This is a genomic window from Actinomycetospora soli (genome assembly GCF_021026295.1).
In the GTDB taxonomy this organism is placed as follows: domain Bacteria; phylum Actinomycetota; class Actinomycetes; order Mycobacteriales; family Pseudonocardiaceae; genus Actinomycetospora; species Actinomycetospora soli.
Map to the genome: position 1 here is coordinate 318804 of NZ_JAJNDA010000004.1, position 22369 is coordinate 341172.

Sequence of the window (22369 nt, forward strand, 5' to 3'; positions counted from 1 at the left end):
GACGTCAGCCGTGGCCCACGGCTGACGTCCACTGACAGCAGTGGCCCACGGCTGACGCCCGGATCACCCCAGCGGCACCAGCGGCGGCTGCATGCCCGGGCTGTCGACGGGGCCCCCGGACATCCGGGCGAGGAACGCCAGGATGCCCGCCGAACCCCAGTGCCACGACGGCTCACCCAGCAGACGCGGCCGGCCGTCGGTGACGTTGGACGGCCACGTCCCGTCGGGGCGCATCGAGGCGCTCAGCCAGCGCTGCGCGCCGAGCGCCGCGTCCCGGTAGGTCGACTCGCCGGTGACGCGGGCGAGGGTGTCGAGGTACCAGCCGGTGCCCGCCGCCCCGGAGTTGGTCGACAGGTGGCTGATCGGGCTGCCCTCGTACTCCGGCCAGGAGGTCCCGCCGTCGCGGTCCTGGGCGACCGCCAGCAGCCACCGCCCGGCCGCCTCCGCGCGCTCGCGGTGCCGCTCGTCGTCGAGGATCTGCGCGGCCTGCAGCGACACCCACCCGATGCCGGCCGCGCCCTCCTCCATGCCTGTGGCCCGCCGCGGGTTGCCCGGGACCCCGGCCGGGTCGACCCAGATCGGCCAGGTGGTCCCGCCGCCCGCCGGGACCGCCGTGCGGTCGAGGAAGTCCAGCGCCCGCTCCGCACCGTCGCGCCACCGGGCCTCGCCGGTGGCCTGGTGGAGCCGCAGGAACGTGAAGGCCGCGCCCGCCGCCCCGGAGAGGAAGCCGGTGTTGCGGGCGGGCTGGTCGGCGCGCTCGGGCATCCCGCCGTCGGGACCCTGCTGGGAGAGCAGGTAGGCGCCGCCGCCCGCGGCGTACGCGGCGAGCCGCCGATCGCCGGTGCGGTCGGCCAGCACGCTCAGGGCGTAGACGATCCCGGCCTGCCCCTCGCCCATGCCGTTGCGGTAGGACGGCGAGCCGTCGTCGCTCCAGGCCCACCGGCACACCGCCGGGCACGCGGGCGCGCCCGGCACGTCCTCGGCGCGCTCGACCAGCCAGGCCGTGGCGGCCCGGGCCGCGTCGCGGTAGCGCGGCTCGTCGAGCCGCTCCCCCGCCGTCCACAGCAGGTCGGCGATGCCGGCCGCGCCGTCGTCGTACGACGAGTACGCGTACCCGGCCACGCCGTCGGGGTCGACGTAGTCGGGGAACCGGCCGGCGCCCCGCTGGGCGGCGACCAGGAAGTCGGCGGCGTCGCGCACGGTGTCGAGCGAGCGGTCCCGCACCGACCCCTCCGGGGCGCCGTCGGCCACCGCGAGCAGCCCCGCGGCGACGCCCGCGACACCCACGTCGCGGTCGACCTGGCGGTGCGGCGCCTGGATCACGCTCGGCCAGGCGCTCCCGCCCGAGGGGCCGGACTCCGCGGTCGCGATCAGCGCGTCCAGCCCGCGGGCCACGTCCGCCGGGACGGCCGCCGCGGCGGGACTCGGGGACGGGACCGCGGTGTCCTCGCGCGCCGGGGTCGACGCGCACCCCGCGGCGAGGGCCAGGACCGCCACCAGCAGCAGCACGCGCGTCACGGCGCCACCACGGCCACGAGCGGCCGGGCCCGACCGGTCGGCACCACGACGCCGGGCTCCATGCCCTCGGCCCGCAGCGCGTCGATGGCCCGCGGCAGGTACTGCCACTGCGGGTCGGGACAGTTGATCGCGTCCCCGCCGTCGTGCAGCAGGATCACCGCCTGGTCCTTCGCCTCGGTCATGATCAGCCGGACGAGCCCGTCCGCGCCCGCGCACTCGAAGTCGCCGGGCAGGTTGGAGCGCCAGTCCCAACCGACGTTCCCGACGAGCCGCCGCTCGGCCAGCACGGCGTCCGCGGCCGGCGAGGACTCGCCGAACGGGTAGCGCCACATCGTCGGCCGCACGCCCAGCTCCCGGGTGAGGATCTCCTCGGACCGCACGATCTGCTCCCGGGCGCGCTGCGGGTCGAGCTCCGGGAAGTACAGGTGCTCGTAGGAGTGCAGCCCGACGGCGTGGCCCTCCGCGAGCGCCCGGCGGGCGATGTCCGGGTGCTTCTCGACCTGGTCGCCCTGGAAGAAGAAGGTGGCCTTCGCGCCCTTCGCGCGCAGGACGTCCAGCACGAACGGCGTGCGCTCCGGGGTGGGCCCGTCGTCGAACGTGAGTCCGACGAGCGGGGTCGCCGGCGTGACGCGCGTCGGTGTCCGGGCCCGGTCGGCGGCCGTCGGCTCGTAGCGCGGCCCGACCACGCTGACCTCCTGCACGCTCGGCGGCGCCGCCGTCGCCTCGTCGGCACCCGCGAGCCACGTCGCGAACCCGGCCACGCTGCCGCCGAGCAGCACGACGAGGATCGTGACCGTCACCAGCGTCCGCCGCCGGCGCACGTCGAAGGCGCTCTTCCCACGACGACGGGGCCCCGTCCGGGCCTCGGCCGCCAGCGCCGCGACGCCCAGCAGCGTCGTCTCCTGCGACGACGTGTCCCGCCGTCTCCTGCCGCCCTGCACCCGCCCGGTCCGCTCCCTCAGCGGAAGTTCCGGGCGCCGCGGCGCGCGATGCGGACGAGCAGCATGAGCGTGAACGCCACCGTGACCCCGGTGAGGATCACCGCGATCGCGCTGACGCCCTGGGTCGCCGCCAGGGCCATCCCGGTGGCGCCGCCGGTGACGCCGCTCGTCAGGTACAGGGACTCGCCGTACATCGTGTGCCTCTCGGTGGGGAGCGAGGGGAGGGGGCCTACCAGCCCTGTCGTCGGGCCAGCAGACAGCGCCACGCGGCCACGACCGCGCAGAACTCGAGGAAGAAGCCGTACAGGTCCTCGACGACCAGCACGGCCACGATCGCGACGTCGGTCGCGGTGCGTCCGGGGAGACGCCACATCGAGGTGACCCGCTCCAGCCACATCACGCCGAGCGGGACCAGCCCGATCAGCGCGTACCGGAACGGGATGGCGTGGGTGATCATCAGGACGATCATCGTCACGAAGAGCACCCGGAAGAACACGCTCAGCACGAAGAGCCCGTACGACAGGATGTCCCGCCGCGTGGCCGGACCCCAGCCGCGCTTGAGGCACTCGTCCATGCCGCCGCGGCCCCAGCGCAGGCGCTGCACCCACAGCTCGCGGAAGCTCGTCGGCGGGTGGGTGAGCACGTGGGCGCCGCGGGCGGCGCCGACGGTCCAGCCGGCGGTCTTCAGGTCGAGGGTGAGCGCGTAGTCCTCGATGAGCGACGTGCCGTCCCAGGGAGCACCGGAGCCCGGCCGTCCCCGCGCCACCTCGTCCAGCGCCTCGCGCCGGTACATCGCGGCCGCACCGCTCGCGACGCTCACCCGCCAGCTCCGCAGCTCGCGCAGGTCGTCGTAGCGGGCGTACTCGAGCCGCTGCAGGCGCCAGGCGAGCCCGCGGCCGGGGGCGGCCCAGTAGCGGGCGCACACGCCGCCGAGGGTGGGCCGGGAGCGGAGCTCCTCGGCCATCGCCGCGGCGCAGCCGGGCCGCAGCACGGTGTCGGCGTCCATCGTGAGCACGAGGTCGGCGTCGCCCGCGGCCCGCCGCCAGCCCTCGTTGAGCGCGCCGGCCTTCTTCTCGGTGTTGCCCTCGGTCTCGATGACCGTCACGGGGTACCGGCGGGCGATCTCGACGGTGCGGTCGGTGCAGTTGTCCGCCACCACGACGATGCCGGCGATCTCCAGCCACTCCGGCGTCTCCTGCGCCAGCAGGCCCTCGACCGTGTCGGCGATCCCGTCCTCCTCGTCGTGCGCGGGGACGAGCACCACGAGGCTCGTGACCGCGGTCGAGGCTTCCCGACGACGGGTCCGGCGGCCGGTCGGGCGCTCCGCCGGAGCGGCTGCAGCGGCCGGGGCGGGCGTGGCGGCGGCCGCGGGCGCGGTGGTCGGGCGGGGCGCGGGCGTCGGCCGGGCGGGGGCCGCGGTCGTCGCCGTGGCCGGCGCCGGGGTGGCCCGCCGGGCCGGCGCAGGACGGGCGGGCGCGGTCGTCGCCGGGGTGGCGCGCGGGGCCGGCGCGGAACGGGCGGGCGCGGGCGTCGAGGGGCCGGGGGCGGCCGGTGCGAGAGCCGTCGACGCGGCCGAGGCCGGAGCGGGCGGGGCGGCGTGCGTGGCCGGCGCCGGAGCGGGCGGGGCGGCGTGCGTGGCCGGCGCCGGAGCGGGCGGGGCGGCGGCGTGCGCGGCCGTCGCGCGGGGCGCCGACGTCGGGGTGGGACGCGGCGTGGGCGTTGGCCGGGCGGCGTGCTTGGAGCGGCGCGGGCCCGGGGTCGGGCGGGCGCCTCGAGGGGCCACGGTCGGCGTCTCGTCGACGGCCGGGGCGCTGCGGACGGCCGACCCCGCGGTCACGACGGGCAGCGGCCCGGACCCCGCCCGGGCGCCGGGGATCCGGTCCGCGAGCTCGGTGGCGCGCAGCTGCGTGGTGGGCGCCTGCTCGTCCTCGAGCTGGGCCGCGAGGAGCTGGGCGACCGTCACCCGCGGCGAATGGGCCGGACGAGAGCGCCGCATGCCACCGGTCGGAGCATCGAGCACCGTGGTCGCGGTGCGATGCCCTCCCCCAGCCTGACGCATGGTGTCTCCCGACCGACTCGTCACCCCATCGGCATCGCCCGATCGATGCCGACATGTCCCATATAGTCACAGACGGTCCGAGTGTTACACCGGAATCACGGTTTGGCCACGGATGTACCGGTCGTCACGATCCAGAGGTGCACACCGGCTCAGCGGGAGCGGCCGAGCGGGCGACGCCGGGTCTCCCCCGGACGGCCGAGCACGTCCCACGAGCCCCGCGCGACCCACCCGAGGTGCACACCGGGCAGCCCGGCGGGCGCCCGGAACCCGCCCCCCGTCGTCCTCGGGGCGGGCCGGGCGACGGGCCGGGAGACGGCCCTGCGGCCGAGCCGGCCCCGACCCGCCGTCGGGACGGCTCAGGCGAGGGAGAACGAGCGCCGGGAGAGGCCCCACATCATGCCGTCGATCTCCGTGCGCACCGGCGCCTCCGGGTCGGTGGCGGCGCCGAGGGTGACGAACAGCGGGACGTAGTGCTCGGCCGTCGGGTGCGCGTAGGGCATGCCCGGCGCGTCGCGGAAGCGGCGGAGTTCGTCGACGTCGCCACGGGCGAGGGCGTCGGAGACCCAGGCGTCGAAGTCGTCGGTCCAGCCCGGGACGGCGTCGCCCCGGAGCATGTCGCGGGTGAGGAAGGGCAGGCCGTGGGTCATGAAGCCGGAGCCGACCACCAGCACGCCCTCCTGGCGCAGCTCGCGCAGGCGGGCGCCGATGCGCATGAGCCGCTCGGGGTCCTCGTCGGGCATGGAGACCTGCAGCACCGGGACGTCGGCGTTCGGGTACATCACCGACAGCGGCACCCAGGCGCCGTGGTCGAGCCCGCGGGCGGAGCGGTGGACCTGCTCGGTCCCGTCGCCGAGCAGGCCCGCGACCCGGTCGGCGAGGGTCGTCGCGTCCGGCGTCGCGTAGGTCATCGTGTAGTAGCGCGGCGCGAAGCCGCCGAAGTCGTAGACCAGCGGCGTGCCCTCCTCCGGCGCGGAGAGGGTCAGCGGCGCGGACTCCCAGTGCGCGGAGACGATGACGATCGCGCGCGGCTGCGGCATGCGGTGCGCCCAGCCGAAGAGGTCCCGCATCCAGCCGCCGTCGTCGTAGAGCGGCGGCGCGCCGTGGGAGAGGTAGATCGCCGGCATGGGACCGTCGGCGGGGGTCCAGGGCCGACGACCCGAGGCGGTGTCGCGGGCCGGGCCGATGAAGGCGTCGAAGGCGGCGCCGGGAACGGCCGTGTCGAACGGGGAACTCATGACGGACTCCTGGTGCGGGGTGGCTCGGCGCCGACGCTACACGTGCACAGTTGAAGCATCAAGTGTAGCGTGGTGACATGGCCGACTGGTTGACCGCCGACGAACAGCGCGCGTGGCGCCGCACCGCTGCCGTGTTCACGCTGCTGCCCGCCGCCCTGGACGCGCAACTGCAGCGCGACGCCGGCCTCACCCAGTTCTCCTACCTGGTCCTCGCGATGCTCTCCGAGACCCCGGGGCGCACGATGCCGATGAGCGAGCTGGCGTCGATGGTCAGCTCGTCGCTCTCCCGGCTCTCGCACGTGGTGTCGCGGCTGGAGAAGCAGGGCTGGGTCGCCCGCGGGCCCTGCGCGGACAACGGCCGGGTGACGATGGCGCGGCTGACCGACGCCGGGTGGGACAAGGTGGTGGCGACGGCACCGGGGCACGCCGCGGAGGTCCGGCGGCTCGTGATCGACGCCGTCGGCCCGGACCACATCGCCGACCTCGACGAGATCGCCGGCGCCATCCTGCGCCGGGTCGACCCGGGCGGCCGGATGCGGGCCAACCCGCTCAGCCAGGGCTGCTGACCTACGTCGCGTCGGGGTCGAACGGGGCCGCCTCGCCCGGGGCGAGCGGCTTCGCCCGGTCCGACTGTCCCTTGACGACGCCGCCCGCACCCGCGGCGGGGAGGCCGTGCGCCGCCCCGTTCGTGCCGTTCACGGGGACCGGGGCCGCGTCGGCCGGCGTCGCGGCGCCGGTCCAGGTGCCGTCCTGCACCGGGTCGAGCAGCGAGCGCCGCACGGCCGCGCGCGGGTCCAGGTTCCGGATCTCCCGCAGGTCCTCGAGCGGCTTGCGGAACTCGTCGAACTCCGGCCCGATCTCGTTGCGCAGCTGGTCGCGGGCGCCCGCGGCGTACTCGCGGACGGTGCGCATGGTGTCGGCCACCCAGCGGATGGCGCCGGGCAGCCGCTCCGGCCCGAGCACGAACAGCCCGATCAGCGCGAGGACGAGGATCTCGCCCCACCCGACGCTCTCGAACACCCGACCCTCCCGGTCCTACAGCTGCGCCTGCAGCGACAGGGGCCGACCCCCGCGGACGACCCCGAGGGTCACCGTGTCCCCGGGGCGGTGTTCCCGGATCGCGACGACCAGCTCGTCCGACGAGGCTATCGGGCGCTCGTCCACGCGGGTGACCACGTCGCCCTCGAGCACGCCCGCGCGCGACGCCGGGCCGCCCTGCACGACGTTGAGCACCTGCGCGCCGTCCGAGGTCCCGTCGGTGACCGACTTCGCGTTCACCCCGAGGTCGGTGTGCACGAAGGAGCCGGTGCGGATGAGCGACTCCGCGATGACCTTGACGTCGTCGATCGGGATCGCGAACCCGAGGCCGATCGACCCGCCCTGCCCGGAGGAGTCGCTGCCGCCCAGCGTGCGGATGGCGGTGTTGATCCCGACGACGGCGCCGGTCGAGTCCACGAGGGCGCCGCCGGAGTTGCCGGGGTTGATGGCCGCGTCGGTCTGGATCGCGTCGATCACCGGGTTGACGTTGGCCGTCTCGGCGTCGAGGCGGACGGGCCGGCGCAGCGAGCTGACGATGCCCGTGGTCACGGTGCCGGCGAGCCCGAGGGGTGAGCCGATGGCGATCACGCCGTCGCCCACGCGGAGGTCCGCGGACCGGCCCAGCTGCGCCACCACCGGGTCGGCCACGTCGACCTTGATCACCGCGATGTCGGTCTGCGGGTCGCGCCCGACGATCCGGGCCGGCGCCCGCGTCCCCGAGGCGAACACGGCCTCGAGCGTCGCGCGGGGGTCGGTCGCGGCGAGGGACACGACGTGGTTGTTGGTGACGATGTCGCCGCGCGGGTCGACCACGACGCCCGAACCCGTGCCGCCGGTGGTGCCGGAGCGCACCTCGATCGAGACGACGGCGGGCACCACGCGGCCCGCCACGTCGGCGACCGATCCCGCCGGGCGTTCCTTGCCGGCGTCGACCTGGGCGAGGGTGGCGCCCGGGTCGACGATCGTGTCGGTGGCCTCGGCGGTCAGGTGGCCGACGACCCCGCCGATCGCGCCGACCGCCAGGGCCAGCACGGTCAGCAGGACGAGGGCGCTCGGCGCGACCCGGCGGCCGAACAGCAGCTCGCGGGCGGACAGGCGGGGTCCCGTGGCCCGGCGGTCGGGCTCCGGCCCGCTCTCGCGCACGGCGGGGGCGCCCAGCTCGACCGCGGCCTCGGGGTCGCGCCACGGGTCGCGGGTCGCGGCGTCGCCGGACCAGAAGTCGTCGCGCGTGTCCCCCGCGGCCGGCGGGGTCTCCCGCGGACGCTGGAGCGGTTCGGCGGCGTCGGAGGGCCGGCCGAACGCGCCCGCGAGCGCCACCGAGGGCTCGCGCGGACCCGTGGGCGCGGACGGCTCCGCGGTGGCCGGACGGTCGGCGAAGGACCCGGCCGCCCCGGCGGGCCGGCCGAAGTCGGCCGCGAGGTCGGCGTGCCCGTTCGTGTGGCCGTTCGTGTGCGGGTGGCCGTTGCGGTGCCCGTTGGTCGGCCCGGCCGGCCCTGCCTCGGACTCACCGGTCGACCCGGCGGATCCGGTCGACCCGGTGGATTCGGTCGACCCGGCGTCCGGTTCCGGGGACGCGTCGGGGCACTCCGTCGTCGCGTTCCGCGACCAGGGGCTGCTCATGGGTGCGCCCTCCGGGACGACACCGGCGAGGCCGTCCTCGGCATGCCGGGCGTGATCGGGCGCGCGCGGTGGGTGGTCATCGTCCTGTCACGGTAGAGCGCGGACGACTCCCGGGGCGACACCACCCGATCGTCCGGGGTGGACCGTGAAGGAGCGGTCAGGACGACGGGCGCGCCCGGGTGGCGTCCGGGCCGTGCGTGACGTCGGTGGGTGCGGCCGGCGTGGTGGAGGTCGGCGTGGCGGCGCGGGCGACGGCGTCCTGCACGACCGCGCCCGCGACGGGGTTGCCGCGCTCCCCCACGGCGGGCGGTGCCGCGGTGAGCGACGCACCGGCGCTCGGGGCGCGGCCGGGCAGAGGAGCGGCCGGCACCGCGCCCGCGGCGAGCACGGGCCCGACCACGGCGGCCGCCCCGGCCACGAGACCGGACGCGACGACGGCCGGGAGGACCCGTCGTCGGGAACGGGGACCGCCGCCACCGCGGCGGCCGCGGCGCGCGGGCGGGTCCTCCGCCGGCACCACGAAGCGGCCCTCGGCGTCCACGCCGAGCCCGGCGGGCGCCTCGGGCAGCTCCGCGCTGTCGGGGATGTTGCGCAGCGAGGTCAGGAGCGCCGACGGCGCTCCGGGACAGTCGGCGGCGCGCAGGCGGCGCCGCGCCTGCCGCTGCGCGGCGACCTCGCCCGCGCACGTGAGGCAGTGGTCGACGTGGGCCGCGGCCCGGCCGGCGGCGGCCTCGCCGAGCTCACCGTCGACGAAGGCGACCATCGCGTCGAGGGTCAGGTGGCCCGAGTCCGACCAACGCGACCAGGGCGTCCCCGGGGCGCGGCCGATCACGCCCCTGCTCCCGCCCGCTCCGCGTCCGCCCGTCGACGCTCCAGGGCACTGCGCAGGGCCTGCCGGCCCCGGTGGATTCGGCTGCGCACGGTCCCCAGTTTGACATCCAGGGTCGCGGCGATCTCCTCGTACGAGAGACCTTCCACGTCGCAGAGCACCACGGCCGCGCGGAACTCCGGCGCGAGCTCGTCGAGGGCGCCCTGCAGATCGGGGTCGAGGTGCGCCTCGGAGAACACCTGCTCGGGATCCGGGCCGCCGCCGGGGAGGCGGTCGGTGTCCTCCGGCAGGCCCTCCATCCGCAGCCGCCCGCGGCGGCGCACCATGTCCAGGAACAGGTTGGTCGTGATCCGGTGCAGCCAGCCCTCGAAGGTGCCCGGCTTGTACGCGGCCAGGGAGCGGAACACCCGGATGAACGTCTCCTGGGTGAGGTCCTCGGCGTCGTGCGCGTCGCCGGTCAGCCGGTAGGCGAGGCGGTACACGCGGTCGGCGTGCTCGCGCACGACGTCGTCCCACGACGGCGGCGTCCAGGCCTGCTCGTCCGTGGCGAAGCCCGGGACGTGCCCCTCGCGGTGGTCGGGGCGCGCGGCGAGCGTCTCGGTCATGGGCCCACCCTCCCGTCCGGTCATGACACGGGGGTGAGGGTCGTCTGAGAGGGCGCTGAGGAACGCGCGCCGGGGACGCGACGGTCGTCACGCCGTCGGGTGCCACCATCCGGACGCGCGCGGCGCGGCGCGGTGATCGACGCGGCCTCCCGATCTAGCCTGGTCCCCGTGAGCGAGGACGGGGGTCGCGAGGGGACACGACGCGTGCGCGCGCTCCGGGTCGTCGGTCCCGATCCCGCCACCCCGCCGCCCCCCGCCGCTCCGCCGACGACCCCGCCGGTCGCCCCACCACCCGTCCGGACGCCGCCGCGGCCGCACGATGACGCCGGTCGGCGCAGCCCCCACCGTCCGGGGCGCGGAACCGCCCGGATCCCGGTCTACCCGCGCGTCCCGACCGGGCCGCTGCGCCTGCCCAGCACCTCGTTCGCGGGGCGGCCCCGCCCGGGCGATGAGGAGCCGACCACCACGCCGCAGACCCTCCCCCGGCTCGTCCCGGCCGATCTTCCCGACGTCGGGTCGGAGCCGGTCGAGCCGGTCGGTCCCCTCCCGGTGGAGGACGTCGACCTCGACGAGGGCGCCGGCGAGCGGGAACGGCTGCGGGCGCGCGCCGAGCACTTCACCGCCGAGGACGACGTCCTCACGACGGCCCGGGAGCGGGCGGCCGAGCACGGCATCGTCCCGATCGGGGCCGGCGCCGCGGCCGCCCTGACCTTCCTCGCGTCCGCCGGTCGGGCCCGCGCGGTCGTCGAGATCGGCACGGGCGCCGGGATCGGCACCGTCAGCCTGCTCCGGGGGATGCCGCGGGAGGGGCTGCTGACCAGCATCGACACCGAGGCCACGCACCAGCGGCTGACCCGCATCACGTGCGCGGAGGCCGGCTTCGGCTCGGGCCGGGTCCGCATGATCACCGGGCGGGCGCTCGAGGTGCTGCCCCGGCTCTCCGACTCCGCGTACGACCTCGTGCTCGTCGACGCGGCCACCGTCGAGTACCCGCGCTACCTCGCCGAGGCGGTCCGGCTGCTGCGCCCGGGCGGCGTCGTCGTCCTCGACAACGTCTGCTGGACGGGCCGCGTCACCGATCCCGCCCGCCGCGACGCGATCTCGGCGGCGCTGCGCGAGACGGTGCGGATGGTGCGGACCGACGAGCGCCTCGCCCCGCTGCTACTGCCCGTGTCCGACGGCCTGCTCTGCGCCTCGCTGCTGGGCTGAGCACACCCCGCTCCGAGCGTCAGGTGGCCCGGCGGGCGCAGAACTCGACGAGCGTGCGCGCCGCGAAGCCGGTCGCGCCCTTGGCGACCTCCTCGTGCGGCGCGTCGCAGCGGGCGGGGCCGGCGATGTCGAGGTGCGCCCACGGCACGTCGCCCACGAAGCGACGGAGGAACAGCGCGGCGACGATGCCGCCGGGGCCGGGTGGCGCCTGGCGCACGTCGGCGAGCTGCGAGTCGACGTCGGGGTCGTGGCCGGCCGCGAGGGGCACCCGCCACCACGCCTCGCCGGTCGCGGCGCCCGCCTCGGCGAGCGCCGCCGCGAGGTCGTCGGTCGTCGCGAAGAGGCCGCCGGTGCGCACACCGAGCGCGACCTTCATCGCGCCGGTCAGGGTCGCGACGTCCACGACGACGTCCGGGGCGAGCGTCGCGACCGCGTAGCCGAGCGCGTCGGCCAGCACCATGCGGCCCTCGGCGTCGGTGTTGGTGACCTCGGTGGTGCGTCCGTCGTAGTGCCGCACCACGTCCCCGGGCCGGTAGGCGGAGCCGGACACGTGGTTCTCCGCGAGCGGCACCAGGCCGGTGACCCGCACCGGCAGGTCGAGCGCGGCGACCGCGGCGAGCGCCCCGACGACGGCCGCGCCGCCCGAGCAGTCGGTGCGCATGTCGGCCATGCCCGCGTTCGGCTTGATCGAGATGCCGCCGGTGTCGAAGGTGATGCCCTTGCCGACCAGCACGACGTGCCGGGTCGCGGACGCCGGGGCCCACGTGAGCTCGAGGAACCGCGGCGGGCGGGACGAGCCGCCGCCGACGGCGAGGACGCCGCCGAACCCCTGCTCGGCGAGCCACTGCTCGTCGCGCACCACGGCACCGACGCCGTCGGCCGCGGCGAGGGCGGCGAGCGCCTGCTCGGCGAACCACGCGGGGGACTTCGCCCCCGACGGGCTGTCGGCGAGGTCGCGGGCGATGGCCGTGGCGCCGGCGAGCACCAGGGCCCGCTCCACGGCGGGTCGCTCGTCGGACGGGATCTCCACCGTCACGACCGGAGCCGCGGCGGGCTGCGCCGAGCGCACCGAGAACCGGTGGGAGCCCAGCAGCAGGCCGGTGGCCAGCGCCGACCAGTCGGGGGACACCCCGTCGTCGGGAACGACGTGCAGCCGCGCCGGCCCCTCGTCCCCGGCGCCGAAGAGCACGCCGGGCTCGGAGCGACCGCTCGCCACCCGCACCGCGGCGGCACCCGCACCGCGCCAGTCCTTCGCGCCGCCCGCGCCGGCACCGACGAGCCACCGGCCTGCGCCCTCGTCTGGCACGAGCGCGGCGACGGCACCGGCGGACGGCACCCAGCCGCTCGGGGCGTCCGCCGGGGCGCCGGCGTCGTCGCCGGTCCGGCACAGACGCACCAGCGCCGCCCCGGACGGTCCCGCCCCGGGATCGACGAGACGGATCTCCGCGAGCGGGGTGGGCAGCGTCGGGGCGGCGAAGGGCGCCGTCAGCGGGGCACTCACCGGGTCAGGACGAGATCGAGGAGAGGGCCTCCCGCAGATCGCCCGCCTCGTCGGCGGTCATCTCGACGACGAGCCGGCCCCCACCCTCGAGCGGCACGCGCATCACGATGCCGCGCCCCTCCTTGGTGACCTCGAGGGGACCGTCTCCGGTCCGGGGCTTCATGGCCGCCATAGTCGTGCTCCCTCCGCATGGTCGTCGTGGCAGTGAACCCGGTCCGGGCACACTGCACACCGCGCGACGATTCTTCCCCATTCCGTCGCGGGGCACGACACCGGAGCGATCATCGGCATCGGTGTGTCGCTCAGCGCGTCGCGCGGAAGCACCCGACGAGGTGGTCGTCGACCATGCCGGTGGCCTGCATCAACGCGTGCGCGGTGGTCGGACCGACGAACCGGAGGCCCCGCCGGCGGAGCTCGGAGGCCATCGCGGTGGACGCCGGCGTGGTCGCGGCGACCTCGCCGAGCGTGCGGGGCGGCGCCGGCGAGGGGTCGGGCGCGAACGACCACAGCAGGGCGTCCAGGCCCGGCCCCTCGGCCTCGATCCGCAGCACGGCCGCCGCGTTGGAGATCGCCGCCTCGATCTTCTGCCGGTTCCGGACGATCCCGGCGTCGGCCAGCAGCCGCTCGACGTCGGCCTCGTCGAAGGCCGCCACCGCGTCCACGTCGAACCGCGCGAACGCCTCCCGGAACGCGGGGCGCTTGCGCAGGATGACGAGCCACGACAGGCCCGACTGGAACGCCTCGAGGCAGAGCCGCTCGTAGAGCGCGTCGCGGCCGTGCAGGACGTGGCCCCACTCGGTGTCGTGGTACTCGCGCAGCAGCGGGTCCTGCGCACCCCACGGGCACCGGGCGACGCCGTCCTCCCCGAGCACGGCGTCGTCGGGCGGCGTGGTCACCGCTCGGCCTCGCAGCGGGACGCGAGCTTGCGCAGCGAGTACTTCAGCCCCAGCGCGAACACCGGCGAGACCAGCGGCCACCCGAGGGCGCCGAGCACCCCGAGCGGCAGGTCGAGCCGCTCACCCCACTCGAACCGGGAACGTCCCGGGCCGATCTCGATGACGGTGAAGGTGCCGGACCCGCGCACCACCGAGCCGGTGTGCACCACGGTCGCCCGGTGCGGCGGATCCCAGCCGACGATGCGCATCGTGTCGGTGACCCCGAGCGGGCCGACGCCGGTGGTGGCCGCGAGCTCGGAGCCCACCCCGACGCCGTCGCCCTTCGTCACCCGGACCCCGGTGCCGAGCATCCACTCGCTCTGGCCCTCCCAGTCGGTGACAGCCTTCCAGACGACGTCGGCCGGCGCGTCGATGTCGACGCCGACCGTGATGTCACGCGTTGCCATGTGCGGGTCCCTTCGCGGCTCCACCGACTCCGACCGTCGGGTCGGTGGGACTGGGGTCGACGACCGTGTCCGGCTCCGGGTCGTCCCCCGCGTCGGCGGCGTCGCGGGCGCGAGGGGGTCCCTCGTACACCGCCAGCCGCGACCGCAGCGTGTCGACCTCGGCGGCCAGCCGGTCGAGCGCCCAGTCCACCTCGCTCATCCGGTATCCGCGGAACGCCTGCTGGAACCGCAGCCCCCGCACGTCGGACCCGAGCAGGTCCCGCGCCGGCAGCCGGGTGGGCGTGGCGCCGGGGGGCATGGGGGCCAGTTCCTCCCCCCGCCCGGCCAGCAGCGACGTGGCGAGGTAGACGACCGCCGCGACCGCCCCGACGACGAGGACGTACACCAGAGCACTGCCCATGGCCTCATTGTGGCCTCCGGCCGTGTGAGCACGTTCCGTGGCTATCGCGACGGAAAGTGCTCACACGCGCGCAGCGCACGCAGGGGCGGACGATCGTGCGCGGCGACGGCGTGGTCCTCGGGCAGCCAGTGCCCCCCGACCGGGACGAACTGCCGGAGCCGACCCGGCCCGGCGTCGGGGACGCCGCTGCGCCGCAGGACCGCCCCGAGCACCTCGGCGGACGTGACGCCGAGCTCGCGCAGCGAGCGGTGCCGGTGCTTGCGCACGCCGAGGTCGACCTGGGCGATGGCGTCGAGCCCGCGGCGCTCCAGCGTGTCGAGCAGCAGCCCGATCTCCACCCCGTAGCCGCCCGCGAAGGGCAGCGACTCGAGCAGCGACCGCGTCGCGGCGTACTCACCGCCGAGCGGTTGGACGATGCCGGCGAGCTCCGGGCGCAGTGCCGCGAGCGCGGGACGCGCCACCAGCTCGGTGACCCGGCCCCCGCCGTCGCGGACCGCGTCGTGCTCCCCGAGGCGCAGCGGCCGGTGGTAGAAGCCCTTGACGAGCTCGACGCCGGGCGCGGTGAGCAGCGGACCGAGCAGCGAGGGGACGAACGCGGGGTCGAGGTCGACGAGGTCGGCGTCGAGGTAGACGACCAGGTCGCCGGTCGTCGCGGCGAGCCCCCGCCACAGCACCTCGCCCTTGCCGGGACGGACCTCGACACCGGGCAGCGCCTCCTCCCGGCTCACCACGCGTGCGCCGGCGGCGCGGGCGACCCGTGCGGTGTCGTCGGTCGAACCGGAGTCCACGACGACGAGCTCGTCGACCAGCGACCCGAGCAGGGGCCGGACCGCCGCCACGACGCCGCCGACCGTCGCCTCCTCGTCGAGCGCCGGGAGCACCACCGAGACGGTGCGCCCCGCCTTCGCGTCCGCGAGCCCGCCGACCGTCCACGCCGGCTCCGCCCAGGTCCGTCGGGCGAACCAGTCGGTCATGCGCAGGCGTCCAGGGCCGCGTCCACGGTCGTCGTCCGGACGAGGGTCGCGAGCGCGACCTCCCCGACGAACCCGGTGCCCCGGAGACCGTCGAGCCAGGCCAGGAGCCCGTCGTAGAAGCCGCCGGGGTCGCACACGACCACGGGCTTGTCGTGCATCTGCAGGTAGCGCGAGGTCCACGCCTCGAACAGCTCCTCGAGCGTGCCGAGCCCGCCGGGCAGCGCGATCCACGCGTCCGACCGCGCGTCCATCTCGGCCTTGCGCTCCCGCATCCCCGGCACGACGACGAGCTCGGTCGAGTCCTCGTCGGCGACCTCGCGGTGCACGAGGCCCTCCGGGATCACCCCGAGGGTGTGCCCGCCCGCGGCGCGCGCGGCGCGCGTGACCTCGCCCATCATCCCGACGCGCCCGCCGCCGGAGACCAGCGTCCAGCCGCGTCCCGCGATCGCCGTGCCGAGGTCGCGGGCCAGGGCGAGGTACTCCTCCCCGACCGGGCCGGAGGCGCAGAAGACGCAGACGGCCTTCGTCGAGCTCACTGCTCCACCAGGTCCTGGAAGCCCCGCTCGACGATCGCGACGACCTCCGCCACGTCGTCGACGACGTGGATCAGGTCGACGTCCTTCGGGCTGATGACGCCGTGGTCGAGGGCGGTGGTGCGCACCCAGTCGACGAGCCCGCCCCAGTACGCCGAGCCGAGCAGCACGACGGGGAAGCGGGTGACCTTCCCGGTCTGGACCAGCACCAGCGCCTCGAACAGCTCGTCGAGGGTGCCGAAGCCGCCGGGCAGGCACACGAACGCCTGCGCGTACTTCACGAACATCGTCTTGCGGGCGAAGAAGTAGCGGAAGCCGACACCGAGGTCGACCCACGGGTTGAGGCCCTGCTCGAACGGCAGCTCGATGCCCAGGCCGACGGACAGGCCGCCGGCCTCGGAGCAGCCGCGGTTGGCGGCCTCCATGATCCCCGGCCCGCCGCCGGTGATGACCGCGTATCCGGCGCGGGCGAGGGCGGAGCCCAGCTCCATGCCGGTGGCGTAGTCGGGGTGGTCCGGGGCGGTGCGCGCGGAGCCGAACACGGTGACCGCGCGCGGGATCTCGGCGAGCACCGAGAAGCCCTCGACGAACTCGGCCTGGATGCGCTGCACGCGCCACGCGTCGGAGTGCACCCAGTCGCCCGGGCCGCGGGAGTCGAGCAGCCGCTGGTCGGTGGTGGAGGACAGCCGCGCCGGGTCCTTGTGCTCCGCGCGCCGCTTGTCGATGGTCGTCGGCCGCGGCGTCGTCAGGTCGTCGAATCGGGCTTCCGTCACGACGCCCAGCGTAGGGACGCCCCGGCGCACGGTTCGCGGCGGACGGACGGCGGTCACCCGAATTCGGCGTGTGCGACCCGTCCCTGCGGGTATGCAGTTGAAGAAGCAACCATCCCCGTCGTCGGGAAGGACGATCAGCAGTGAGCACCAAGGTCGCGGTCATCTACTACAGCCAGACCGGCACGATCCACCAGCTGGCCCAGGAGTACGCCGCCGGTGCCGAGAAGGCCGGCGCCGAGGTGCGCCTGCGCACGGTGCACGAGCTGGCGCCCCAGGCCGCCATCGACTCGAACGAGAAGTGGAAGGCCCACCGCGAGGAGACCGCGGACACCCCGGAGGCCACCGCCGACGACGTCCTCTGGGCCGACGCCGTGATCTTCGGGACGCCGACCCGGTACGGCAACGTCTCCGCGCAGCTCAAGCAGTTCATCGACACGCTGGGCCCGCAGTGGGCGCAGGGCCTGCTGGCCGACAAGGTGTACTCGGGCTTCACCTCGAGCTCGACGGCGCACGGCGGCCAGGAGTCGACGCTGCTGGCGCTCTACAACACGATCCACCACTTCGGCGGCATCATCGTCTCGCCCGGCTACACCGACGCGATCATGTTCGCGACCGGCAACCCGTACGGCGTCTCCCACGTCGACGGCCAGGGCTCCATCCCGATCGCCGACGAGACCCGGCAGGCCGCGCGGTTCGCCGGCGAGCGGGTCGCCGGGGTCGCCACGCAGCTGACGGCCGGCCGCGACGCGGCGCTGGCGGCCAGCTAGAGGTGGCTTCGCCTCGTGAGTACTTCTGACGGTCATACCCGTCAGAAGTACTCACGGGCCGTCAGGTACCTGCGGAGCGTCTCCGTGCCCGCCGTGATGCGGCGGACGTCCACGTGCTCGTCGCGGGTGTGCGCGAGGTTCGGGTCGCCGGGGCCGAAGTTGACCGCCGGGATGCCGAGCGCGGAGAACCGGGACACGTCGGTCCAGCCGTACTTGGCCACCGGCGTCTCGCCCGAGGCGGCGACGAACTCCGCCGCGGCCGGCGCGGACAGCCCCGGCAGCGCTCCCGGCGAGCGGTCGGTGATCTCCAGCGGGACGCCGTCGAACACCTCGCGCACGTGCTGCTCGGCCTGCTCGACCGACCGGTCCGGCGCGAAGCGGAAGTTCACCGTCACCTCGCAGACGTCCGGCACGACGTTGCCCGCCACGCCGCCGCCGATCCGCACGGCCTGCAGGCCCTCGCGGTAGACGCAGCCGTCGATGTCGACCGACCGGGCCTCGTACGCCGCGAGCCGGTCGAGCACGGGCGCCGCCGCGTGGATGGCGTTGTCCCCGAGCCACGAGCGTGCGCTGTGCGCCCGCCGCCCGGACAGGGTCAGCACGGCCCGCATCGTCCCCTGGCAGCCGCCCTCCACGGCTCCCGAGGTCGGCTCCCCCAGGATCGCGAGGTCGGCGTCGAGCCAGTCGCGCAGCGTCCGCTCGATGCGGCCCAGCCCGTTGCGGGTCGCCTCGATCTCCTCGCAGTCGTAGAGCACGAGGGTGACGTCGTGCACGGGCTCGGCCACCGTGGCGGCGAGGTGGGCCATGACGGCGACCCCGGCCTTCATGTCGGAGGTCCCGCAGCCGTAGAGCAGGTCGCCCTCGCGCCGCGACGGCACGTTGTCGGCGATCGGCACGGTGTCGAGGTGCCCGGCGAGCAGCACCCGTCGGTCGCGGCCCAGCCGGGTACGGGCCAGCACCGCCTCGCCGCTGCGGACCACCTCGAGGTGCTCGCAGCCGCGCAGCGCGACCTCCACCGCGTCCGCGAGGGCCTTCTCGTCCCCCGAGACCGAGGGCACGTCCACGAGGGCCGCGGTGAGGTCGACGGGGTCGGCGGACAGATCGATGCGCACGACGGCCCAGGTTAGAGGCCCCCGATAGGCTGGTCGGCGATGAGCACCGCTAGCACCACCCCGGCCAGGGCCGTCGGACTCGGCCTCGCGACCGTCGCGCTCGACGGCACCGTCCTGGACACCTGGTACCCGCTGCCGGAGCTGTCCTCCGACGCCGACGACATGGCCGCCGAGCCCGGCACCGTCGTCGTCCCCGCGGGCGAGCTCGAGCCGTCCCTGGTGGACGCGCTGGGCACCGACGCCGACCGCGGCGTCGAGGTCGTGGCGGTGCGCACCGTCGCCGACCTGACCGGCCCGCCCGCCTCGGCCTACGACGTCTACCTGCGCCTGCACCTCATCTCGCACCGCCTCGTGCCGCCGCACGGCGTCGACCTGACCGGCTTGTTCGGGCTGCTCGCCAACGTCGTGTGGACCAACCACGGCCCGTGCCCCGTCCCGGAGTTCGAGCGGGTCCGCGCGCGGCTGCGCGGGCGCGGCCCCGTCACCGTGTACGCGGTGGACAAGTTCCCGCGGATGGTCGACTACGTCGTCCCCACGGGCGTGCGGATCGGTGACGCCGACCGCGTCCGGCTCGGCGCGCACCTCGCCGAGGGCACCACGGTGATGCACGAGGGCTTCGTCAACTTCAACGCCGGCACCCTCGGCGCGTCGATGGTCGAGGGCCGCATCTCGGGCGGGGTCGTCGTGGGCGACGGTTCCGACGTCGGCGGCGGCGCCTCGATCATGGGCACGCTCTCGGGCGGCGGCAAGGAGGTCATCTCGATCGGCGAGCGCTGCCTGCTGGGCGCGAACGCCGGCATCGGGATCTCGCTGGGCGACGACTGCGTGGTCGAGGCCGGCCTCTACGTCACCGCGGGGACGCGCGTCACGCTGGACGACGGGTCCGTCGTGAAGGCCGTCGAGCTCTCCGGGCGGTCCGGCCTGCTGCTGCGCCGCAACTCCACCTCCGGCGCCGTCGAGGCGCTGCCGCGCACCGAGGGCGCGAAGGTCGAGCTCAACGAGGCCCTGCACAAGAACTGATTCCGACGACGGGTCCATCTGCGCCGTCCGAAGCGATGATGAGCGGACCCTCATGGGCCTCCACCGCGCTCGTGCGCCCCGCACGGGTCCGTCCCGGGGGGCGAGGTGCGGGCCGCGGACCGGACCAGGTGCCACACTCGTTCCCGTGACCGACGCCCTCCCGGACGACCGTCGCGCCGAGATCGTCGCGGCGCTGCGGGCGGCCGGCGCGCGGTTCGGGTTCCTGCACGGGAGCCGCGCGGCGGGCACGCACCGTCCCGACTCGGACGTCGACGTCGCCGCCTGGTGGGGTGAGTACGCGCCCGCCGCGTTCGAGGTCGACCTCCCGGCCGACGTCGACCTGCTCGTCCTCGACGGCGCGCCCCTGCTCCTCGCCGGTCGGGTCGCGATGTACGGGGTGCTGCTGTTCGACGACGAGCCGGTGGCACGGGTCCGGTGGACGGCGACGACCCGGAAGATCTTCGTGGACGAGCTGCCGCGGATGCACCGGGCCGAGGAGGACTTCCGGAGGAGTGTCCTCGGTGGTCGATGAGGCGCGTGTGCTGGCGCTGTTGCGGTCGATCCCGGCGGACCTGGCGTTCCTGGACCGCGAAGCCGGCGCCGACGAGTCCCGGCGAGCGGACGAAGCCTGGCTGCGCGGAATCAAGTACGCCTTCGTGACGGCGATCGGAGGGTGCATGGACATCGCGCAACACCTGGCGGCCTCCGAGTCGTGGGGAGCGCCCGGCACCAACGCCGACGCCGTCCGGGTTCTCGGGCGACACGGTGTCCTCGACCCGGCCCTCGCCGACCGCCTGGGCCGCGCCGTCGGCTTCCGGAACGTCCTCGTGCACGACTACGTCGAGGTCGACGACGCGATCGTCCTCGCTCGTCTCGCCGACCACGCCGAACTCGACGGGTTCGTGGTGGGCGTGCTGCGGTGGCTCGACCCGGCCACCGGCCGGCTCGCGTGACCGACCCGTACCGCACGCTCGGCCGCGGATACGCCACGCGCCGGACCACCGACCCGCGGATCGCCGCCCACCTGGCCCACGCGCTCGAGGGCTGCGCCACGGTGCTCGACGTCGGCTATCGGCTCGTCACGTGCTCGCGGCCTGCCTGACGAGCTCCGCCGCCTTCTCCTTCGACACCTGCCCGGAGAGCCCGCACATCGTGCACTGCACGACGTGCCGGGTCCGCACCCGGAAGGTCGGCACGAAGAACAGCGTGAACCGCGTGACGAGCCGGGTCACGGTGTGCGCGGCCGGGTGCCCCTGCGGACAGGTCAGCATCAGCACGGCGAGCTGCTTCGCGGTCCGCCGCGTCCCGAAGATCAGCATCAGTCGCCCAGCCGGGCCGCGCCCGCCTCGATGCGCTCGTCGGAGGCCGTGAGCGCGATCCGGACGTGCCGGCCGCCGTCGGGCCCGTAGAACTCCCCCGGCGCGACGAGGACGCCGCGCTCGGCGAACCACGCCACCGTCGCCCGGCACGCCTCGCCGCGGGTGGCCCACAGGTACAGGCCGGCCTCGGAGTGGTCGATCGTGAACCCGGCCGCCTCGAGCGCGGGCCGGAGCACGGCGCGGCGGGCGTCGTAGCGCTGACGGGTCTCCGCGACGTGCAGGTCGTCGGACAGCGCCGCCGTCATCGCCTCCTGCACCGGCCGCGGCACGATCATCCCGGCGTGCTTGCGCACCGCGAGGAGCGACGACACCAGCGCCGGGTCACCCGCGACGAACGCCGCCCGGTAGCCCGCGAGCTGCGAGGTCTTCGACAGCGAGTGGACCGCCAGCAGCCCCTCGAGCGAGCCACCGTGCACCCGCGGGTCCAGCACCGACACCGGATCCGACCCGGGACCGGGCAGGCCGAGATAGCACTCGTCGGACGCCACGACCGCGCCGATCCCCCGCGCCTCGGCCACCCGCGCGGCGAGCGCCTCGGCCGACAGCACCCGCCCCGTGGGGTTGGACGGCGAGTTGAGCCAGACCAGCCGCGTGTCGCGCGGCAGCGACCCGTCGTCGGGAACGCGCACCGCCTCTGCGCCCGCCAGCAGCGCCCCGACCTCGTAGGTCGGGTACGCCAGCGACGGGATCGCGACGGTCGCCCCGCGCAGCCCGAGCAGCGTCGGCAGCCAGGCGACCAGCTCCTTGGAGCCGATCGTCGGCAGCACCGCGTCGGGTTCCAGCCCGGTCACCCCGAAGCGGCGCGCGAGCGCCTCGACCACGGCGTGCCGCAGCGCGGGCGTGCCGTGGGTCTGCGGGTAGCCCGGTGAGTTCCAGGCCTCCTGCAGGGCGGTCGCGACGACGGCGGGCACCGGGTCGACCGGGGTGCCCACGGAGAGGTCGACGACGCCGTCGGGGTGCGACCGCGCCGTCGCCGTCTCCGCGGCGAGACTGTCCCAGGGGAAGTCCGGAAGAGCGGGCAGACTCACTCGCCCTGCGGCGGCAGGCTCGGCACCGGGCCCGCGTCCTTGTCGACCTTGCCCACCTTGGAGGCGCCGCCCGGCGAGCCCAGCTCGTCGAAGAAGTCGACGTTGGCCTGGGTGTACACGGACCACTGGTCCGGCACGTCGTCCTCGTAGTAGATGGCCTCGACCGGGCAGACCGGCTCACAGGCACCGCAGTCGACGCACTCGTCGGGGTGGATGTACATCATCCGACCGCCCTCGTAGATGCAGTCGACCGGGCACTCCTCGATGCACGCCTTGTCGAGCACGTCCACACACGGTTCGGCGATCACGTACGTCACGTCGGCTCCTGCTCCCTACTCAGCTCAAGTGTCCTCACCACCGGGCCGGTGGTGGTCGGCCCGCACACGGCGATGAAACGCCCCCGCAGTATTCCGTTCGGCGGCGCGTCGTGCCCGGGCGGGTCGCCCGTCCCACGACGTGTCAGGCGCCACACCCGTTCCGGACCGG

Annotated in this window: 28 protein-coding genes; 7 read left to right on the top strand and 21 right to left on the bottom strand. The window is 75.5% G+C overall.

Annotated features, from left to right (window positions below; all coding sequences use genetic code 11):
* Nucleotides 1–63 precede the first annotated feature (63 nt).
* The 5 genes from LN037_RS08495 to LN037_RS08515 form a co-directional block, all read right to left on the bottom strand.
* Nucleotides 64–1518, bottom strand: coding sequence for a lanthionine synthetase LanC family protein (locus LN037_RS08495; RefSeq protein ID WP_230751499.1), 1455 nt, complete (start codon nt 1516–1518; stop codon nt 64–66).
* On the bottom strand, nt 1515–2459 hold the full coding sequence (locus LN037_RS08500; RefSeq protein WP_230751500.1) for a polysaccharide deacetylase family protein: 945 nt from the start codon (nt 2457–2459) through the stop codon (nt 1515–1517). Before LN037_RS08500 ends, LN037_RS08495 begins: the two co-directional genes overlap by 4 nt.
* A gap of 17 nt (nt 2460–2476) precedes the next feature.
* Nucleotides 2477–2653 (bottom strand): hypothetical protein, encoded by a 177-nt coding sequence (locus LN037_RS08505; protein WP_230751501.1) that lies wholly within the window; start codon nt 2651–2653, stop codon nt 2477–2479.
* 35 nt (nt 2654–2688) lie between these two features.
* Complete coding sequence (locus LN037_RS08510; RefSeq protein ID WP_230751502.1) at nt 2689–4422, bottom strand: glycosyltransferase family 2 protein; 1734 nt, start codon at nt 4420–4422, stop codon at nt 2689–2691.
* Between the two features lie 452 nt (nt 4423–4874).
* Entirely contained in the window at nt 4875–5753 is an 879-nt protein-coding gene (locus tag LN037_RS08515; protein ID WP_230751503.1) for a dioxygenase family protein, read from the bottom strand.
* A 77-nt stretch (nt 5754–5830) separates the two neighbouring features.
* Between LN037_RS08515 and LN037_RS08520 the strand changes: the two genes are divergently transcribed.
* Nucleotides 5831–6319, top strand: coding sequence for a MarR family winged helix-turn-helix transcriptional regulator (locus LN037_RS08520; protein WP_230751504.1), 489 nt, complete (start codon nt 5831–5833; stop codon nt 6317–6319).
* Nucleotide 6320: 1 nt separating this feature from the next.
* Here the strand turns inward: LN037_RS08520 and tatB are convergent, their stop codons facing one another.
* The 4 genes from tatB to sigE all read right to left on the bottom strand — a co-directional run bounded on the left by tatB (nt 6321) and on the right by sigE (nt 9845).
* Nucleotides 6321–6773 carry a Sec-independent protein translocase protein TatB gene (gene tatB, locus LN037_RS08525; RefSeq protein WP_230751505.1) on the bottom strand — a complete coding sequence of 151 codons (453 nt, stop codon included), beginning with the start codon at nt 6771–6773 and terminating at the stop codon, nt 6321–6323.
* 15 nt (nt 6774–6788) lie between these two features.
* The gene (locus LN037_RS08530) at nt 6789–8411 is read right to left on the bottom strand and encodes a trypsin-like peptidase domain-containing protein (RefSeq protein ID WP_230751506.1); all 1623 of its coding nucleotides are present in this window, start codon (nt 8409–8411) and stop codon (nt 6789–6791) included.
* Between the two features lie 157 nt (nt 8412–8568).
* Nucleotides 8569–9243, bottom strand: coding sequence for a zf-HC2 domain-containing protein (locus tag LN037_RS08535; RefSeq protein WP_230751507.1), 675 nt, complete (start codon nt 9241–9243; stop codon nt 8569–8571).
* The gene (sigE, locus tag LN037_RS08540) at nt 9240–9845 is read right to left on the bottom strand and encodes an RNA polymerase sigma factor SigE (RefSeq protein ID WP_230751508.1); all 606 of its coding nucleotides are present in this window, start codon (nt 9843–9845) and stop codon (nt 9240–9242) included. Before sigE ends, LN037_RS08535 begins: the two co-directional genes overlap by 4 nt.
* 168 nt (nt 9846–10013) lie before the next feature.
* Here sigE and LN037_RS33475 point away from each other — a divergent pair, with 168 nt between their 5' ends.
* Nucleotides 10014–11054, top strand: a complete 1041-nt coding sequence (locus LN037_RS33475) for an O-methyltransferase (protein WP_230751509.1) — start codon at nt 10014–10016, stop codon at nt 11052–11054.
* Nucleotides 11055–11073: 19 nt separating this feature from the next.
* Here LN037_RS33475 and LN037_RS08550 read toward each other — a convergent pair whose 3' ends face one another.
* The 8 genes from LN037_RS08550 to LN037_RS08585 all read right to left on the bottom strand — a co-directional run bounded on the left by LN037_RS08550 (nt 11074) and on the right by LN037_RS08585 (nt 16529).
* Nucleotides 11074–12555 carry a leucyl aminopeptidase family protein gene (locus LN037_RS08550; RefSeq protein WP_230751510.1) on the bottom strand — a complete coding sequence of 494 codons (1482 nt, stop codon included), beginning with the start codon at nt 12553–12555 and terminating at the stop codon, nt 11074–11076.
* A 4-nt stretch (nt 12556–12559) separates the two neighbouring features.
* Nucleotides 12560–12727 (bottom strand): DUF3117 domain-containing protein, encoded by a 168-nt coding sequence (locus tag LN037_RS08555; RefSeq protein WP_018335229.1) that lies wholly within the window; start codon nt 12725–12727, stop codon nt 12560–12562.
* Between the two features lie 130 nt (nt 12728–12857).
* Nucleotides 12858–13451 carry a DNA-3-methyladenine glycosylase I gene (locus LN037_RS08560; protein WP_308286124.1) on the bottom strand — a complete coding sequence of 198 codons (594 nt, stop codon included), beginning with the start codon at nt 13449–13451 and terminating at the stop codon, nt 12858–12860.
* Nucleotides 13448–13897 (bottom strand): SRPBCC family protein, encoded by a 450-nt coding sequence (locus tag LN037_RS08565; RefSeq protein WP_230751511.1) that lies wholly within the window; start codon nt 13895–13897, stop codon nt 13448–13450. The genes LN037_RS08560 and LN037_RS08565 overlap by 4 nt, the downstream gene beginning before the upstream one ends.
* Complete coding sequence (locus tag LN037_RS08570; RefSeq protein ID WP_230751512.1) at nt 13884–14297, bottom strand: DivIVA domain-containing protein; 414 nt, start codon at nt 14295–14297, stop codon at nt 13884–13886. The genes LN037_RS08565 and LN037_RS08570 overlap by 14 nt, the downstream gene beginning before the upstream one ends.
* A gap of 41 nt (nt 14298–14338) precedes the next feature.
* Nucleotides 14339–15271: a glucosyl-3-phosphoglycerate synthase gene (locus tag LN037_RS08575; protein WP_230751513.1), complete on the bottom strand. Its 933-nt coding sequence runs from the start codon at nt 15269–15271 to the stop codon at nt 14339–14341.
* Complete coding sequence (locus LN037_RS08580) at nt 15268–15807, bottom strand: LOG family protein (protein ID WP_230751514.1); 540 nt, start codon at nt 15805–15807, stop codon at nt 15268–15270. Before LN037_RS08580 ends, LN037_RS08575 begins: the two co-directional genes overlap by 4 nt.
* The gene (locus LN037_RS08585; RefSeq protein WP_230751616.1) at nt 15804–16529 is read right to left on the bottom strand and encodes an LOG family protein; all 726 of its coding nucleotides are present in this window, start codon (nt 16527–16529) and stop codon (nt 15804–15806) included. The genes LN037_RS08580 and LN037_RS08585 overlap by 4 nt, the downstream gene beginning before the upstream one ends.
* A gap of 188 nt (nt 16530–16717) precedes the next feature.
* On the opposite strand from LN037_RS08585, the gene wrbA reads away from it, so the two are divergent.
* On the top strand, nt 16718–17344 hold the full coding sequence (wrbA, locus tag LN037_RS08590) for an NAD(P)H:quinone oxidoreductase (RefSeq protein ID WP_230751515.1): 627 nt from the start codon (nt 16718–16720) through the stop codon (nt 17342–17344).
* Nucleotides 17345–17385: 41 nt separating this feature from the next.
* Here wrbA and dapE read toward each other — a convergent pair whose 3' ends face one another.
* A complete protein-coding gene (gene dapE, locus LN037_RS08595; protein WP_230751516.1) occupies nt 17386–18456 on the bottom strand; it encodes a succinyl-diaminopimelate desuccinylase in 1071 nt (356 codons plus the stop codon).
* A 39-nt stretch (nt 18457–18495) separates the two neighbouring features.
* On the opposite strand from dapE, the gene dapD reads away from it, so the two are divergent.
* The 4 genes from dapD (at nt 18496) to LN037_RS08615 (ending at nt 20578) form a co-directional block, all read left to right on the top strand.
* Entirely contained in the window at nt 18496–19476 is a 981-nt protein-coding gene (dapD, locus tag LN037_RS08600; RefSeq protein WP_230751517.1) for a 2,3,4,5-tetrahydropyridine-2,6-dicarboxylate N-succinyltransferase, read from the top strand.
* A 145-nt stretch (nt 19477–19621) separates the two neighbouring features.
* On the top strand, nt 19622–20008 hold the full coding sequence (locus LN037_RS08605; protein ID WP_230751518.1) for a nucleotidyltransferase domain-containing protein: 387 nt from the start codon (nt 19622–19624) through the stop codon (nt 20006–20008).
* Complete coding sequence (gene hepT, locus LN037_RS08610) at nt 19998–20429, top strand: type VII toxin-antitoxin system HepT family RNase toxin (protein WP_230751519.1); 432 nt, start codon at nt 19998–20000, stop codon at nt 20427–20429. The genes LN037_RS08605 and hepT overlap by 11 nt, the downstream gene beginning before the upstream one ends.
* Nucleotides 20426–20578: a hypothetical protein gene (locus LN037_RS08615; protein WP_230751520.1), complete on the top strand. Its 153-nt coding sequence runs from the start codon at nt 20426–20428 to the stop codon at nt 20576–20578. The genes hepT and LN037_RS08615 overlap by 4 nt, the downstream gene beginning before the upstream one ends.
* Here LN037_RS08615 and LN037_RS08620 read toward each other — a convergent pair.
* Genes LN037_RS08620 through fdxA form a run of 3 tightly spaced genes read right to left on the bottom strand, consistent with a single transcriptional unit; the run spans nt 20556 to nt 22200 of the window.
* A complete protein-coding gene (locus tag LN037_RS08620; protein WP_230751521.1) occupies nt 20556–20795 on the bottom strand; it encodes a zinc-ribbon domain-containing protein in 240 nt (79 codons plus the stop codon). The two genes, LN037_RS08615 and LN037_RS08620, sit on opposite strands and share 23 nt — an antisense overlap.
* Nucleotides 20795–21883 carry a succinyldiaminopimelate transaminase gene (gene dapC, locus LN037_RS08625; RefSeq protein ID WP_308286125.1) on the bottom strand — a complete coding sequence of 363 codons (1089 nt, stop codon included), beginning with the start codon at nt 21881–21883 and terminating at the stop codon, nt 20795–20797. The genes LN037_RS08620 and dapC overlap by 1 nt, the downstream gene beginning before the upstream one ends.
* Nucleotides 21880–22200 carry a ferredoxin gene (gene fdxA / locus LN037_RS08630; RefSeq protein WP_018335253.1) on the bottom strand — a complete coding sequence of 107 codons (321 nt, stop codon included), beginning with the start codon at nt 22198–22200 and terminating at the stop codon, nt 21880–21882. Before fdxA ends, dapC begins: the two co-directional genes overlap by 4 nt.
* Nucleotides 22201–22369: the final 169 nt, after the last annotated feature.

What these genes read in the sequence shown, in the direction of transcription:
- LN037_RS08505 (WP_230751501.1), bottom strand. Translation starts at nt 2,653, where the DNA reads ATGTACGGCGAGTCCCTGTACCTGACGAGCGGCGTCACCGGCGGCGCC.
- LN037_RS08515 (WP_230751503.1), bottom strand. Translation starts at nt 5,753, where the DNA reads ATGAGTTCCCCGTTCGACACGGCCGTTCCCGGCGCCGCCTTCGACGCC.
- LN037_RS08520 (WP_230751504.1), top strand. Translation starts at nt 5,831, where the DNA reads ATGGCCGACTGGTTGACCGCCGACGAACAGCGCGCGTGGCGCCGCACC.
- LN037_RS08530 (WP_230751506.1), bottom strand. Translation starts at nt 8,411, where the DNA reads ATGAGCAGCCCCTGGTCGCGGAACGCGACGACGGAGTGCCCCGACGCG.
- sigE (WP_230751508.1), bottom strand. Translation starts at nt 9,845, where the DNA reads ATGACCGAGACGCTCGCCGCGCGCCCCGACCACCGCGAGGGGCACGTC.
- LN037_RS08555 (WP_018335229.1), bottom strand. Translation starts at nt 12,727, where the DNA reads ATGGCGGCCATGAAGCCCCGGACCGGAGACGGTCCCCTCGAGGTCACC.
- LN037_RS08565 (WP_230751511.1), bottom strand. Translation starts at nt 13,897, where the DNA reads ATGGCAACGCGTGACATCACGGTCGGCGTCGACATCGACGCGCCGGCC.
- LN037_RS08570 (WP_230751512.1), bottom strand. Translation starts at nt 14,297, where the DNA reads ATGGGCAGTGCTCTGGTGTACGTCCTCGTCGTCGGGGCGGTCGCGGCG.
- LN037_RS08575 (WP_230751513.1), bottom strand. Translation starts at nt 15,271, where the DNA reads ATGACCGACTGGTTCGCCCGACGGACCTGGGCGGAGCCGGCGTGGACG.
- dapD (WP_230751517.1), top strand. Translation starts at nt 18,496, where the DNA reads ATGAGCACCGCTAGCACCACCCCGGCCAGGGCCGTCGGACTCGGCCTC.
- LN037_RS08620 (WP_230751521.1), bottom strand. Translation starts at nt 20,795, where the DNA reads ATGCTGATCTTCGGGACGCGGCGGACCGCGAAGCAGCTCGCCGTGCTG.